The organism is Falsiroseomonas ponticola, assembly GCF_016805305.1.
Lineage (GTDB): Bacteria > Pseudomonadota > Alphaproteobacteria > Acetobacterales > Acetobacteraceae > Falsiroseomonas > Falsiroseomonas ponticola.
In genome coordinates, this window is record NZ_JAERQN010000023.1 from 1 (window position 1) to 13,426 (window position 13,426).

The 13,426-nt window shown below is 72.8% G+C and carries 14 protein-coding genes; 7 read left to right on the plus strand and 7 right to left on the minus strand.

The window, feature by feature from the left end; translation table 11 throughout:
* Nucleotides 1-103 precede the first annotated feature (103 nt).
* Nucleotides 104-394, minus strand: a complete 291-nt coding sequence (locus tag JJI54_RS31150; RefSeq protein WP_203077327.1) for a DUF6636 domain-containing protein — start codon at nt 392-394, stop codon at nt 104-106.
* Between the two features lie 138 nt (nt 395-532).
* On the opposite strand from JJI54_RS31150, the gene JJI54_RS31155 reads away from it, so the two are divergent.
* The 4 genes from JJI54_RS31155 to JJI54_RS31170 all read left to right on the plus strand — a co-directional run bounded on the left by JJI54_RS31155 (nt 533) and on the right by JJI54_RS31170 (nt 3,349).
* Nucleotides 533-1,741 (plus strand): phosphoglycerate kinase, encoded by a 1,209-nt coding sequence (locus JJI54_RS31155; RefSeq protein WP_226382282.1) that lies wholly within the window; start codon nt 533-535, stop codon nt 1,739-1,741.
* Nucleotides 1,742-1,979: 238 nt separating this feature from the next.
* Nucleotides 1,980-2,174, plus strand: a complete 195-nt coding sequence (locus JJI54_RS31160) for a hypothetical protein (RefSeq protein ID WP_203077328.1) — start codon at nt 1,980-1,982, stop codon at nt 2,172-2,174.
* A 132-nt stretch (nt 2,175-2,306) separates the two neighbouring features.
* Nucleotides 2,307-2,861, plus strand: coding sequence for an NUDIX hydrolase (locus JJI54_RS31165; RefSeq protein ID WP_203077329.1), 555 nt, complete (start codon nt 2,307-2,309; stop codon nt 2,859-2,861).
* Complete coding sequence (locus JJI54_RS31170) at nt 2,858-3,349, plus strand: hypothetical protein (protein ID WP_203077330.1); 492 nt, start codon at nt 2,858-2,860, stop codon at nt 3,347-3,349. Before JJI54_RS31165 ends, JJI54_RS31170 begins: the two co-directional genes overlap by 4 nt.
* On the opposite strand, the gene JJI54_RS31175 is transcribed toward JJI54_RS31170, so the two are convergent.
* The 6 genes from JJI54_RS31175 to dapF all read right to left on the minus strand — a co-directional run bounded on the left by JJI54_RS31175 (nt 3,350) and on the right by dapF (nt 9,752).
* Nucleotides 3,350-4,357, minus strand: coding sequence for a transporter substrate-binding domain-containing protein (locus JJI54_RS31175; protein ID WP_203077331.1), 1,008 nt, complete (start codon nt 4,355-4,357; stop codon nt 3,350-3,352).
* Nucleotides 4,358-4,373: 16 nt separating this feature from the next.
* Nucleotides 4,374-5,384, minus strand: coding sequence for a transporter substrate-binding domain-containing protein (locus JJI54_RS31180; RefSeq protein ID WP_203077332.1), 1,011 nt, complete (start codon nt 5,382-5,384; stop codon nt 4,374-4,376).
* Nucleotides 5,385-5,394: 10 nt separating this feature from the next.
* Nucleotides 5,395-6,162, minus strand: coding sequence for a DUF4189 domain-containing protein (locus tag JJI54_RS31185; protein ID WP_203077333.1), 768 nt, complete (start codon nt 6,160-6,162; stop codon nt 5,395-5,397).
* A 229-nt stretch (nt 6,163-6,391) separates the two neighbouring features.
* Complete coding sequence (gene ftsY / locus JJI54_RS31190; protein ID WP_203077352.1) at nt 6,392-7,459, minus strand: signal recognition particle-docking protein FtsY; 1,068 nt, start codon at nt 7,457-7,459, stop codon at nt 6,392-6,394.
* Between the two features lie 218 nt (nt 7,460-7,677).
* Nucleotides 7,678-8,913, minus strand: coding sequence for a tRNA (N(6)-L-threonylcarbamoyladenosine(37)-C(2))-methylthiotransferase MtaB (mtaB, locus tag JJI54_RS31195; RefSeq protein ID WP_203077334.1), 1,236 nt, complete (start codon nt 8,911-8,913; stop codon nt 7,678-7,680).
* A complete protein-coding gene (gene dapF, locus JJI54_RS31200) occupies nt 8,910-9,752 on the minus strand; it encodes a diaminopimelate epimerase (RefSeq protein ID WP_226382284.1) in 843 nt (280 codons plus the stop codon). Before dapF ends, mtaB begins: the two co-directional genes overlap by 4 nt.
* A 120-nt stretch (nt 9,753-9,872) precedes the next feature.
* Between dapF and JJI54_RS31205 the strand changes: the two genes are divergently transcribed.
* The 3 genes from JJI54_RS31205 to JJI54_RS31215 all read left to right on the plus strand — a co-directional run bounded on the left by JJI54_RS31205 (nt 9,873) and on the right by JJI54_RS31215 (nt 13,409).
* A complete protein-coding gene (locus tag JJI54_RS31205; protein WP_203077335.1) occupies nt 9,873-11,423 on the plus strand; it encodes an ABC transporter substrate-binding protein in 1,551 nt (516 codons plus the stop codon).
* Between the two features lie 8 nt (nt 11,424-11,431).
* Complete coding sequence (locus JJI54_RS31210; RefSeq protein ID WP_203077336.1) at nt 11,432-12,280, plus strand: metallophosphoesterase family protein; 849 nt, start codon at nt 11,432-11,434, stop codon at nt 12,278-12,280.
* 157 nt (nt 12,281-12,437) lie between these two features.
* Entirely contained in the window at nt 12,438-13,409 is a 972-nt protein-coding gene (locus JJI54_RS31215) for an ATP-grasp domain-containing protein (protein ID WP_203077337.1), read from the plus strand.
* The last annotated feature ends 17 nt before the right edge of the window (nt 13,410-13,426 follow it).

Consider the following 13,426-nt stretch of genomic DNA (forward strand, 5'->3'; position numbering starts at 1 on the left):
CCCCGCTGGGCCCCCCCGGGGGGGGGGGGGGGCCCCCCCCCCCCCCCCCCCCCCCCCCCGGGGGGGGGGGGGGGGGGGGGGGGGGGGGCCCCGCCCCCCCCCCTCAGAACCTGTTCAGCCGCGCGCGGGACAATTCCATCCCCCGCCCCTCCGCATTGCTGCACCGCAGCCCCGCCTGCCCCGATGTGCAGGCCACGCCGGCCCCGCGCCAGGTCGCGCCATAGGCCAGCACCGGCAGCCGCTGGTTGACCACCAGATCCCCCGCGCAGAGCACCTCGGACGGCCCCCGCGCCGCCAGCCCATAGGCATGCCCCCAGTCGCTGTCGCATTCCGGCGGCGAAGGCGGGCGGGCGAAGCTGAAGTTCACGATCTCGCACCGCAATGCCCGTTCCATGACCTCGCACCGGATATTGCCGGAGGGCAACTGGAAGCCTTCCTGGGCCGATGCTAGGACCGGAAAGAGACCGAAAACCGCGATCCATCGGATCATTCGTCACCCCGCAGCGCTTCTATCGGCAGGATGATCGCCCCCATGAGCTTCAAAACCATTGATGCGCTCGACGCGGCCCCCAATGGCGTTGCCGGCAAGCGCGTGCTGCTGCGCGCCGACCTGAACGTGCCGGTGCGCGACGGCCACATCACCGACCGCACGCGGATCGAGCGCCTGGCGCCGACCATCCGGGAACTGGCGGAGAAGGGCGCGCGCGTCATCGTCTGCAGCCATTTCGACCGGCCCAAGGGCAAGCGCGTGCCGGAGATGTCGCTGAAGCCGATGCAGGAAGCGCTGGCCGCCGCGCTCGGCCGCCCCGTCGCCTTCGCCGATGACTGCATCGGCCCCGAGGCGGAAGCCGCCGCCGCCGCGCTCGGGGATGGCGAGGTGCTGCTGCTGGAGAACACCCGCTACCACGCGGGCGAGGAGAAGAACGACCCGGCGCTCTCCGCCGGCCTCGCCAGGCTCGGCGACGTCTTCGTCAACGATGCCTTCTCCGCCGCCCATCGCGCGCACAGCTCGACCGAGGGCGTGGCCCGCCTGCTGCCCGCCTATGCCGGAAGGCTGATGGAGGCGGAGCTGAAGGCGCTGGACGCGGCACTCGGCAATCCCGCCCGCCCCGTCGTCGCCATCGTCGGCGGCGCCAAGATCAGCACCAAGCTCGACCTGCTGGGCAACCTCTCGGGCAAGGTGAACGTGCTGGTCATCGGCGGCGCCATGGCCAACACCTTCCTCGCCGCCCAGGGCCACGCCATGGGCAAGTCCCTGCAGGAAGCGGAGATGCACGACACCGCCCGCGCCATCATGGCCGAGGCCGCGGCCAAGGGCTGCGAGATCCTGCTGCCCGTGGACCTGGTCGTGGCCGGGGAGTTCAAGGCCAATGCCCCCTCCCGCACCGTCGCGATCGACCGCGTGCCGCCGGACATGATGGCCCTCGATGTCGGGCTCGACACGGTGGCGATGGTGGAGGACCGGCTGCGCACCGCCTCCACCCTGGTCTGGAACGGCCCCTTCGGCGCCTTCGAGATCCCGCCCTTCGACACGGCGACGGTCGCGGTGGCGCAGACGGTGGCGAGCCTCACCGCCTCCTCCGGCCTGAAATCCATCGCCGGCGGCGGCGACACCGTCTCGGCGCTGCGCCATGCCGGGGTGATGGAGCGGATGACCTATGTCTCCTCCGCCGGCGGCGCCTTCCTCGAATGGCTGGAAGGCAAGACGCTGCCGGGCGTGGCGGCGCTGGAACAGGGCTGAGCCCAGGCTCCCTCCCCCGGCAGGGGGAGGGGGTTGGATGCGGGGCGCCGCCCCGCCCCCGACATTTCCCGACAATCTTCACTCTTTTTGAAGAATTGTCGTGGTTGCTACCTATGGTTGCTAGAGTGTTAACGGCAGGGGGGGGCACGCTCCCCCCATGCGTATCATCCGTCCCACCGCCGCGATTTCTTCTGGCCGCTTTACCAAGCGTTCAGACCTCCGCCCCATGGTGGTGCGCATGATCAGCATGAATTCCCTGGCCGCCTTCACGGCCGAGGTCTCGCGGATGCCGGGCCTCGCGCAGGTCCGCGGCGTCACCGGCCAGCAGGGCCAGCCCGCCGGCGCGGAAGCGCCGCAGCGCAAGCTCGAAAGCCTGCCCGCCATGCCCAGCGCCCCCACGCCGCGCGGATCGCTGCTCGACCTTCGCGTCTGAGGCGCCCCGCCCCGCCGCTGCCCCACCCGGCCTGACCACGAGGCCGGGATTTCGCGCGACTCGCCGCCCCCGCACCATTCCCGCATCGCCGAATGCCTTGCCCCCGGCGCGCCGAGGGGCCACCCTTCGGCCATGTCCAGCACGGCAACCCGCTTCGTCCGCCGCACCCCGGAAGGGGAGGATCGCGACCGCCTGACCTGCGCGGATTGCGGCTACATCGCCTATGAGAATCCGAAGATCGTCACCGGCTCCGTCGTCGTGGTGGACGGGAAGGTCATGCTCTGCCGCCGCGCCATCGAACCGCGCCGCGGCTTCTGGACCATCCCCGCCGGCTACATGGAGCTGGACGAGACGGTGGAGGAAGCCGCGATGCGCGAAGCGCGGGAGGAAGCCTGCGCCGAGCTGGCGCTGGACGGCATCCTCGCGGTCTATTCCATCGCGCGCATCGGCCAGGTGCAGGTGCTGTTCCGCGCCCGCCTCGCCGCCCCCGGCTTCGCGCCCGGCCCGGAAAGCCTGGAGGTCCGCCTCTTCGCCTGGGAGGAGATCCCCTGGGCCGACCTCGCCTTCCCCTCCGTCCACTGGGTCCTGAAGGCGTGGCGGGAGGTGGGGGACGGCCCGCTCGGCGCGCCCCGCACCAATCCCATCGAGGATCGCCGCGGCACCGGCGGCCTGGCGGAGGGTTCATGACGCCGCGCAGCATCCCCACCCTCCTGGTCACCCTGATGGCGCTGCCCGCCGCCGCGCAGGGCACCCCGGCCGTGACGACCGAAACCGCCACCCTGCCCCGCATCCCGGTCACCCGGCCCGAAGCGCCCCGGCCGGAGGTGACGCGCCCCGAGGTGACGCGCCCGGTGGTGACGCGGCCGGAGACGCCGCGCCCCGAACGCCCGCGCACCGCGCGCGCGGCGGAGCCGCTGCCCCTGCCGCCCCCGCCCGCCCCGCCCGTGCTGGTCCCCTATGCCGGCTGGGATGCCGCCCCGGTGCCGAACCGCGCGATCGAGGCCCCGCCCGACCGCTTCGCCCGGCCCGCGCGCACGACGCTGGAGCCCACCATCATCGAGCCCTATGAGCGCCGCCGCGGCTTCACCTTCGGCCGCGAACACGCGCCCGACCGCACCGACCGCCTGTTCAACGAGATCGCGCCCGGCGCCCGGCTCCGCATCCCGCTCGACTGATCAGCGCATCGGGATGGGATAGAGCAGCCCGCCCCGGTCGTAGAGCTGGTTCAGCCCGCGGGCGAGGCCGATCGGCGATCCCGCGCCCAGGTTCCGCTCATACACCTCGGCATAGTTGCCGACCTGCGTGACCACCCGGAACATCCAGTCATCCGCCAGGCCCAGCGGCGCGCCCATCCCCGGCAGCCCGCCCAGCAGCCGGCGGATGCGCGGCGGCCCGCTGTCCCGCAGCGTCGCGGCATTGGCGGATGTGATGCCCATCGCCTCGGCCTCGGTCAGCGCATTCACCGTCCAGAAGGCGATCTGCTCCCACCCCCGGTCGCCATCCCGCACGAAGGGGCCGAGCGGCTCGCGGCTGATCACGTCGGGCAGCACCGCATGGTCCGCCGTGCCGAAGCGCGTCGCGACCAGCCCGGCCAGCGGCACGCGGTCCGCGCTCAGCGCCTCGCAGCGCCCCTCGCCATAGGCGGCCAGCAGCTCGGGCAGCGTCGGCAGGGGCAGCGGCGTCAGCGATATCCCCGCCCGCTTCGCCGCATCCGACAGCGCGAGTTCATTGGTCGATCCCGCCGTCACGCAGACGGTGCGGCCCGCCAGGCCCGAGAGGTCCTCGATGCCGGAGGCGCGGCGCACCACGAAGCCCTGGCCATCGAAGACCGTGACCCCCGCTGCGGCGAGGCCGAGCGCGGTGTCGCGCATCATGGTCTGGGTCGCGGCGCGGGCCACCAGGTCCACCCGCCCGGCCGCGGTGGCCGCCAGGCTGTCCGCCATGCTGCCCGGCACGAAGCGCACCTTACCCGCATCGCCCAGCACGGCGGCGGCGACGGCGCGGCAGGTATCGGCATCGATGCCCGCGACCCTTCCATCCGGCCCCGCCGCGGCGAAGCCCGGCAGCCCGGTATGGATGGCGCAGGTCACCTCCCCGCGCGCCCGCACGGCGTCGAGGGTGGGAGACTGCGCGGCCGCCGCCATGGGCAGCGCCAGCAGCAGGGATGCGATCAGGTGGCGCATGGCGATGTCTCCCGCGTCAGCGCAACGGCATCGGGTAGTGCAGCCCGCCGCGGTGCCAGTTGTCGTTCAGCCCGCGATCCAGCCCGAAGGGGCTGCCGGCGCCGAGGTTACGGTCGAACACCTCGCCATAATGGCCGACCTGCTCGATCACCCGCAGCGCCCAGTCATCCGAGAGGCCGAGCGCCGCGCCGATCCCCGGCTCCACCCCCAGCAACCGCCACAGCGCGGGCTCGTTCCGGCGCACCGCCTCCAGCAGGTTGCCGCTGCCGGCTTCCAGCTCCTCCGCCTCCAGCAGCGCCTGCAGCGTCCAATAGACGATGGCCCGCCAGGCCGCGTCCCCCGCCCGCACGAAGGGGCCGAGCGGCTCCCGCGTCACCACCGTCCGCAGCACGCGGAAGCCGGCGGGGTTCGCCAGGTCCGTGACGCGCCGGATCATGAGCTGGGAGGCATCGGATGCCGCGGCATCGCACTGCCCGGCCTCCAGCGCGCGCACCATGGCCGTGCCGTCCGGCGCCTCGATGATCGTCGCCGCGCCGATGGTGTAGTCCAGCGCGTCCCGCGTCGCGGCGCCGCCCGCCGCGCTGATGCAGACCCGCCGCCCCGCCAGGTCCGCCGGCAGCGTCACGGCGCTGCCCTCGGGCACCAGGAAGCCCATGCCGTCGTGGTAGAGCGTGCCGGCCGAGGCCACGCCCCGCCCCGCCTCCCGCGCATAGAGCCGCGTGGCGTTGCGCGCGACCAGGTCGCCGGCCCCGGCCTCCAGCGTGGCCAGCGCCTCCGCCACCGTCGCCGCGACGGCGAAGCGCACCTTCCCCGCATCGCCCAGCGTGGCGGCCGCGATGGCGCGGCAGAAATCGGCATCGATCCCGCGCATCACCCCCGCCGCATCCGGCGCGGAGAAGCCGGGCAGCGACCCGTTGACGATGCAGCGGACTTCGCCCCGCGCGCGGACCTCCGCCAGGGTGGGGCTGGCGGTCTGCGCCGCGGCGGGCATGGCCAGCAGCAGGGCGGCAAGGACATGGCGGATCATGGCGCGGTCCTCAGCAGCCGGTGGCGACGACGCGGCAGGCACCCACGCCCGGCAGGCGCCGGCAGGAATCCAGCGCCGCCGCCTCCGCCGCCTGCGCCGTCTCCGCCGTCGCGGTCACGTTGCGGTTCAGCACCATGGTGCTGATGTCGCTGGTCATCGCCACGGCGCTGGGGTGGCGGGACACCGCCTGCACCAGCGCGCCGCAGCGGTTCACCAGCTCCTCCACGAATTTGCACGGCACCCGCCCGGCCATGGTCTGGCAGGACCGCACCGCCGCGGTGTTCACCGCCAGGCGGTCCGTGGCCCCGTTGCCGAAGCCCCAGGCCGCCATCGGCGCATCCGTCGCGTAGATGGCGCCGAAGCGGCTGCCCGGCGGCGGCGCGGCGGAAGGGCCGGAGGCCACGCCCCGCCCGTCGCTCGCCGCCACCGCGGCCTGGGCGGTGCCGACCGGCTGGAAGCACGGCCCCGCCGCGACGCCCCCGGTGCTGGCGCCGCAGACCGCGAGCCCCGGCCGCCCGTTGCGCTGCGCCGGCAGGGCCATGCGGTACATGGTCCCCTCGCGGCAGCGGCTGTCCCAATAGGCGGTGCGGGCGCCATCGAAGCCGGAGAAGGCGATGGCGAGGATCGCCTGGCACCCCGCGCCGCTGCCGGTGATGAAGCGGAACACCTCCGCCCGCCGTGCCGCCTCCTCCATCCCCGCGAGCTGGTCATGCAGCGGATTGCCGGTCTGTGCCCGGGCCGCGGGAACGCTACCCAGCGCAAGGGCGCCGACGAGCAAGGCGAGACGGACCGCGGGAGACGGCGAGCATCGAGGCATGAGATGGCGATCCCCTGGCGACGACATTCGCGCCTGGCGCGAATGTCCCGCCCTGCTTCGCGCGCCATGGAATAATCAACAAGCGAGGAGATTCATGGCGACCATCACGATTCATTGATCGTCGCAAAGATGAGGCGCGGGGCGCATCCGGGAACGCCGCCGCATCCCGCCCGCACCGCGCCGCGTGCAATCAGCCGAGGCCCACCAACCCCCGCGCGAAATCCCGGGCCGTGAAGGGCCGCAGATCGGCCGCCTTCTCGCCCACGCCCACCATATGGACCGGCAGCCCGATCTCCTGCGCCAGCGCCACCACCACGCCGCCCTTGGCGCTGCCGTCGAGCTTGGTGACGGCCAGGCCCGAGACCTCCACCATCTCCTTGAAGATGCGCACCTGCTGGATGGCGTTCTGGCCCGTGGTGGCGTCCAGCGTCAGCAGCACGGAATGAGGGGCGGAAGGCTCGGTCTTCCGCATGACGCGGATGATCTTCCGCAGCTCCTCCATCAGCGCGCTCTTGTTGTGCAGCCGCCCGGCGGTATCCACCAGCAGCACGTCCACGCCTTCCGCGCGCGCCCGCGCCAGCGCGTCATGCGCCAGCCCCGCGGCATCGGCGCCCTGCTTCGCGGGGGCCACGACGGCGCAACCCGTTCGCTCGCCCCATATCTGGAGTTGCTCCACCGCGGCGGCCCGGAAGGTGTCGCCGGCGGCGAACATCACCTTCAGCCCCTGGTCGCGATATTGCTGGCCGAGCTTGGCGATGGTCGTCGTCTTGCCCGTGCCGTTCACGCCCACCATCAGCACGACATGCGGCACATGGCCGCGATCGATGACCAGCGGCTGCGCGACGGGGGCCAGGATCTCCGCGATCGCCTCCGCCAGCGCGGCCTTCACCTCCTCGTCCGTCACTTCCTTGCCGAAGCGCGTCTTGCGGAAGCCCTCCACGATGCGCCGCGCGGCCGCCACGCCAAGGTCGGCGGCGATCAGCGTCTCCTCCAGCTCCTCCAGCGCCTCCTCATCCAGGCGGCGCTTGCGGAAGACGGTGGTGATGGCATCCGTCAGCCGCGCGGTGGAGCGCGACAGCCCGGCCTTGAGGCGCGCGAACCAGCCGCCCTTCGCGGCCTCCTGCGGCTCGGGCCCGGGCTCGGTCGCGGGCGGGGGCGGGGGCTCCGGTGCCGGCGGCGTTTCCGGCACGCTGCGCGCCAGCGCCTCCCGCAGCGCGGCATCGTCATCGGTGGCCGGCGGCGGCGGTGTCTCCGGCATCGCCGGCGGCTCGGGCACCACAGGCAGCCGCGCCTCGAAATCCGGCGTGGTGCCGGCGGCGGGGGGCGCCGGCGGCACGGGCAGCACCGGCGCCTGCTCCGGCACGGCATTGCCGGGCGGGTAGAGCTGCGGCGGATGCCCCGGCTGTTCAGGGGTGGGGGCGGGCGCCGGTTCCCTGCCGCGGATCCGGTCCCAGAGGCCCTTGAGTGCCATGGATGCTACGCCGCCTCCGCGATCAGGCCCTGGTCGTCCACGCCAACGACGCGCAGCCGGCGCAGTTCGCCGGCCTGGCCGCGCCCCTCCGCCAGCCGCACCGGCGCGAAATGCTCGGAATGCCCGCGGCCGGAGGCCTCGAACAGCACGCGCTCCTCCGCGCCGATCCGCCCTTCCTGGAAGCGCCGCGCCGCCTGGCGCCCGGCCTCCCGCAGCCGCGCCGCGCGCTCCCGCCGGAGCGGCACGGGCACCTGCGGCATGCGCTCTGCCGGCGTGCCGGGGCGTTCGGAATAGGGGAAGACGTGCAGGAAGCTCAGCCCCGCCTCCTCCACCAGCGCCAGCATCGCCGCGAAATGCGCCTCGGTCTCGGTCGGGAAGCCCGCGATCAGGTCGGCGCCCAGCGCGATGTCCGGCCGCAGCGCCCGCGCCCGCCGTGCCAGCGCCAGCGCGCCCGCCCGCGAATGGCGCCGCCGCATCCGCTTCAGGATCAGGTCGTCCCCGTGCTGGAGCGAGAGGTGCAGATGCGGCATCAGCCGCGCCTCCTCCGCCAGCAGCCGCCACAGATCCTCATCGAGCGCGGCGGGGTCGATCGAGGAAAGCCGCAGCCGCGGCAATTCCGGCACCAGCGCCAGCAGCCGCCGCACCGCCTGGCCCAGCGTGGGCCGCCCCGGCAGATCGGGCCCGTAGCTCGCGATATCGACGCCGGTCAGCACCACCTCCCGGTACCCCGCCGCCACCAGCGCCCGCGCCTGCTCCACCAACTGGCCGAGCGGGACGGAGCGGGAGGGGCCGCGCCCCTGCGGGATGACGCAGAAGGTGCAGCGGTGGTCGCAGCCCTGCTGCACCTGCAGCATGGCCCGCGCGCGCCCCGCGAATTCCGTCACCAGCGGCGGCGCCAGCGGCGCGGCCTCGATGGCGGGCACCGGCCCGGCGGGCGCAACCCAGGCCTCGGGCTTCAGCTTCTCCCCATTGCCGATCACCCGCGCCACGCCAGGCAGCGCGGCCCAGGTATCGGGCGCGATCTGCGCCGCGCAGCCCGTGACGATGATGCGGGCGCCAGGCTTTTCCCGCGCCACGCGGCGGATCGCCTGGCGGGCCTGCGCCTCGGCCTCCGCCGTCACGGCGCAGGTATTCACCAGCACCGTCCCCGCCCCGTGCCCGGCCGCCGCCGCGAGCCCGCGCATGGCCGCGGATTCGAAGGCGTTGAGCCGGCAACCGAAGGTCAGGACCTCCGGCATCATGCGCCGAAGGCCGCGGGGTCCAGTTGGCCCGTGAAGCTGGTGGCGACGGGGCCGGTCATCAGCACATGCCCGTCGCCCTCCCGCCATTCCATCACCAGGTCGCCGCCCGGCATGGTGATGGTGGCGCGCCGCCCGGTCAGGCCGCGGCGATGGGCATTGACGATGGTGGCGCAGGCGCCGGAGCCGCAGGCCAGCGTCAGCCCCGCGCCGCGTTCCCAGATCACCAGCCGGATATGCTCCGGCGAGGTCACCTGCGCGAAGCCGATATTGGCGCGGTCCGGGAAGATCGGGTGCGTCTCCAGCCGGGGCCCGATCTCCCGCACGGGAATGGCGTCGAGGTCGTCCACGAAGAAGGTCGCGTGGGGATTGCCCATGGAGCACGCCGCCGGGTCCGCGACCGGGCCGAGGGCGAGCGGCACATGCAGCGTGTCGGCAGCCTCGCGCAGCGGCACGTCCTGCCAGCCGAGCCTGGCCGGCCCCATATCCGCCCGCCACAGCCCGCCGGGCAGGCGCTCCACCGGCAATTCCCCCGCGATGGTCCGCACCACTACCCGGTCCTTGCCAAGCTCGTCCGCGACGAGGGAGGCGATGCAGCGCGTCGCATTGCCGCAGGCGCCGGCCTCCGACCCATCGGGGTTGCGGATGCGCATGAAGACGTCCGAGCCCGCCGGCGCGGGCTCCATGACGATGAACTGGTCGCAGCCGATGCCGAAATGCCGGTCCGCGATCCCCGCGGCCTGGCGCGGCGTCAGCCCGAGGTCGGCGGCACGCCCATCCAGCACGACAAAGTCGTTGCCCAGGCCATGCATCTTGCGGAAGGGGATCATCACGTTCGGCATATAGAGCGCCCCCACCCCTGTTGGAACCCGGGCCCTCCGCGCCGTCATCGGCCCGACCGCGACCCGTCATCGGCCTGTCGCCCGCGCCCCCTACAAGCGGCCGCGATGAAGGAGGCCGCCATGCCCACCCGCCGCGCGATCCTCGGCACCGCCCTGGCCCTGCCCGCCCTGCTGCCCCGCGTCGCCGGCGCGCAGGCGGATACCCGCCCCGTGCTGCGCGTCGCCGTCCAGGCCCTGCCGCCGACGCTGGAGCCGCTGGAAGCCATCTCCAATGTCGGGCTGCGCGTCAGCGGCAATGTCTTCGACACGCTCTGGCGCCGGGATTTTTCCGCAGAGGCGCGCGAGGGCGGCCAGCGGCTGACGCCCTTCCTGGCGACCAGCCTGGAAAGCCGCGATCCCCTCACCTGGGTCGCGACGCTGCGTCCCGATGCCCGCCTGCATGATGGCGGGCTGATGACCAGCGCCGATGTCCTCTCCACCTTCTCGGCGGAGCGGATGTGGGGCCCGACGGTGCAGACCTTCGAGGGCCGCGTGAATTTCGGCCACCTGGCGGGCGTGGAGGCCGATGGCCCGCACCGCGTGGTCTTCCGCACGAGGACGCCCGATGCCGTCATGCCGCAGCGCCTGGCCGCCTATGGCGGCTGGATCCACAGCGCCGCCGCATATGCGGAAGGCGGCCTGCAGGGCATGCGGACGCGCCCCATCGGCACAGGCCCCTACCGCGTCGCCAGCTTCCAGCGCGACCAGCGCGTGGTGCTGGACGCGCATGATGACTACTGGGGCGGCCGCCCGCCCGCCCGCCAGGTGGTCTTCACCGTCGTGCCCGAAGCCTCCTCCCGCCTCGCCGGCCTGCGCGCGGGGGACTACGACCTCGTCACCAACCTCCTGCCCGAGCAGATCGAGGGGCTGGACCGGAACCCGACCATCGAGGGCGTCGATGTCGCGCTCGATTTCGCCCATATCCTCTACTACGACACGCGCCGCCCCTTCCTGCGGGATGCGCGGGTGCGCCGCGCCCTGAACCACGCGGTGGATACCGAAAGCCTCGGCCGCAGCCTCTGGGGCCCCGCCTTCCGCCCGATGCGCGCCCTCCAGATCCCGGCCTTCGGGGACCTCTACGACGCGAACCGCCGCGGCTTCGCCTTCGACCCCGACCTCTCCCGCCGCCTGCTGCGGGAAGCGGGCTACCGCGGCGAGGAACTGACGATCCGCATCGCGCCCGGCTACTACCTGCAGATGCTCCAGGCCGTGCAGGTCATCCAGCAGATGTGGCTGGCGGTCGGCATCAACACGAAGCTGGAGACGCGGGAGAACCTCTCCCTCATCACCCAGCCCGGCGCCGACATCCGCCCCACCTCCATCGCCTTCCGCTTCCCGGATCCGCTGGGCGGCGGCCTCGCCGTCCATCTCTCCCGCGAATACTCGATGCAGCAGGCCGGCTTCTGGCAGCCCGTCCGCTTCAATGAGATCGTCGATGCGCTGCGCGTCGCGACCGATCCCGCCGAGCGCCGCCGCCTCTTCCTCGCCTTGATGGATGAGTTCGAGGCCGAGGCCCCCGCCCTCATCCTCTATCCCGTCCGCGAATACCTCGCGAAGCGCCGGTCCATCCGGTGGAGCCATCCGCCGCTCTACTTCATGGATTTCCGCGCCTCCGCCCTCTCCTTCGCCTGAGGACCACCATGAGCAAGATCGTCTTCCTCTCCGACCTCCACCTCTCCCCCACCCATGGCTTCTTCTGGGAGAATTTCCGCCTGGCCCGCGACGCCGCCGATGCGGCGGGGGCGGAGGCCGTGGTCGTCAATGGCGACCTCTGCATCAACGGCCCGGACAGCGATGCGGAGATGGATTTCGCGCGCGCGGCGCTCTCGAAGCTTCGCACCCCCGTGCTCGCCCTGCCCGGCAACCACGATGTCGGCGACGAGCCGCCGGGCCAGGACCCCGCGCAGCTGGTGAACGACGCCCGGCTGGATCGCTGGGATGCGCGCTTCGGCACGGATCGCTTCGCCCTCGATGCCGGCGCCTGGCGGCTGATCGGCGTCAACGCCCAGCTCTTCGGCTCGGGCCTCGACCGGGAGAGGGAGCAATGGGACTGGCTGGAGGGGCGCCTCATCGCCTCCTCCCACCGCCGCATCGCGCTGGTGCTGCACAAGCCCCTCTTCATCGAGGAGGAGGGCGAGACGGCCGAGACCGCCTCCTGCCTCACCCCCGGCCCCCGCGCCGCGCTGCTGGCCCTGCTGCGCCGCCACCGCGTGGGCCTGGTCATCAGCGGGCATCTGCATGCGGAGCGGGACCGGGTGGTGGGCGGCATCCGCCACCTCTGGCTGCCGGCGCTGGCCTTCCTCGGCAGCGGGGACCATGGCGGGCGGCCGGCGGTGGGTGCGGTGGTGGTGGATTTCGCCGGCGCCGAAGCCAGCGTCATGCCGCTCGCCGTGCCGCCGCTGGCGCCGCACGACCTGGCCGCCATCAAGGGCCACGGCCGCTACCGCTTCCTGCGCGACATGCCCGCGAGCCCGCCCCCGGCGGAGTGAGACCCTCTCCGGCAACCCCGCCACGGAGCAGACGTTTTCACCAGCATCGCGGGACATCAAGAAGGAATTTCTTTTGCAGGGCCAGGTATTGCGCAACGGAAGAAAAATCATCTTCTCTGGGGCTGAAACGCCGCATCCCCAGGGAAAGACTTCGCCCGTGACCAAGGTCCATGTCATCCACGAGAACGACGCCTGGGTGGAGCCGCTGCGCGCGGCCTTCGACGCGCTCGGCACCCCCTATGAGGAATGGTTCCTCGACACCGGCCTCGTGGATCTGACGCGCCCGCCGCCGGCCGGCGTGTTCTACAACCGCATGAGCGCCTCCTCCCACACGCGCGGCCACCTCTACGCCCCCGAATATGCCGGCGCGGTGATCGAGGTGCTGGAACGCCACAACCGCCCGCTGGTGAATGGCCGCCGCGCGCTGCAGCTGGAGCTCAGCAAGGTCGCGCAATACCAGGCGCTGGCCACGCATGGCATCCCGACGCCGGCGACCATCGCCGTGGTCGGCCGCCAGAACATCTCCGAAGCCGCGGCGAAGCTCGGCTTCCCCCTGATCCTGAAGCACAACCGCGCCGGCAAGGGGCTCGGCGTGCGGCTGGTGCACAGCGAGGCCGGGCTCAAGGAGGCGCTGGCCCTGCTCGACATGAATGGCGACCCGGAAGCCCATCCCCGCGACGGCATCTGGCTGGTGCAGCGCTACATCGAGGCGCCGGCGCCCTTCATCACCCGCGCCGAATTCGTGGGCGGCCGCTTCCTCTACGCCGTGCGCGTGGACACCAGCGAGGGCTTCGAGCTCTGCCCCGCCGATGTCTGCGCGATCGGTGAGGGGGCGGTGTGCCCGGCGGTGGCGCCCACCCACAAGTTCAGCATCATCGAGGGCTTCACCCACCCGCTGATCCACCGGATGGAGGCCTTCCTGATCGCCAACGGCATCGGCGTCGGCGCCATCGAGTTCATCACGGACCGGGACGGCAACACCTTCGCCTATGATGTGAACACCAACACCAACTACAACGGGGATGCGGAGCGGCGCGCCGGCCGGACGGGCGCGCAGACCGGCATGGGGGCGATCGCCGCCCACCTGACCGCCCTGCTGCGCCGGGACGTGCTGGCCCAGGCGGCCTGATCCGAAAAGGGTGGCGC

Excerpts from the sequence above, each read along its gene's own strand:
- JJI54_RS31155 (WP_226382282.1), top strand. The coding sequence starts at position 533 with ATGAGCTTCAAAACCATTGATGCGCTCGACGCGGCCCCCAATGGCGTT.
- JJI54_RS31175 (WP_203077331.1), bottom strand. The coding sequence starts at position 4,357 with ATGCGCCACCTGATCGCATCCCTGCTGCTGGCGCTGCCCATGGCGGCG.
- JJI54_RS31205 (WP_203077335.1), top strand. The coding sequence starts at position 9,873 with ATGCCCACCCGCCGCGCGATCCTCGGCACCGCCCTGGCCCTGCCCGCC.
- JJI54_RS31150 (WP_203077327.1), bottom strand. The coding sequence starts at position 394 with ATGGAACGGGCATTGCGGTGCGAGATCGTGAACTTCAGCTTCGCCCGC.
- JJI54_RS31210 (WP_203077336.1), top strand. The coding sequence starts at position 11,432 with ATGAGCAAGATCGTCTTCCTCTCCGACCTCCACCTCTCCCCCACCCAT.
- mtaB (WP_203077334.1), bottom strand. The coding sequence starts at position 8,913 with ATGATGCCGGAGGTCCTGACCTTCGGTTGCCGGCTCAACGCCTTCGAA.
- JJI54_RS31165 (WP_203077329.1), top strand. The coding sequence starts at position 2,307 with ATGTCCAGCACGGCAACCCGCTTCGTCCGCCGCACCCCGGAAGGGGAG.
- JJI54_RS31170 (WP_203077330.1), top strand. The coding sequence starts at position 2,858 with ATGACGCCGCGCAGCATCCCCACCCTCCTGGTCACCCTGATGGCGCTG.
- ftsY (WP_203077352.1), bottom strand. The coding sequence starts at position 7,459 with ATGCCGGAGACACCGCCGCCGCCGGCCACCGATGACGATGCCGCGCTG.
- JJI54_RS31180 (WP_203077332.1), bottom strand. The coding sequence starts at position 5,384 with ATGATCCGCCATGTCCTTGCCGCCCTGCTGCTGGCCATGCCCGCCGCG.
- dapF (WP_226382284.1), bottom strand. The coding sequence starts at position 9,752 with ATGCCGAACGTGATGATCCCCTTCCGCAAGATGCATGGCCTGGGCAAC.
- JJI54_RS31160 (WP_203077328.1), top strand. The coding sequence starts at position 1,980 with ATGATCAGCATGAATTCCCTGGCCGCCTTCACGGCCGAGGTCTCGCGG.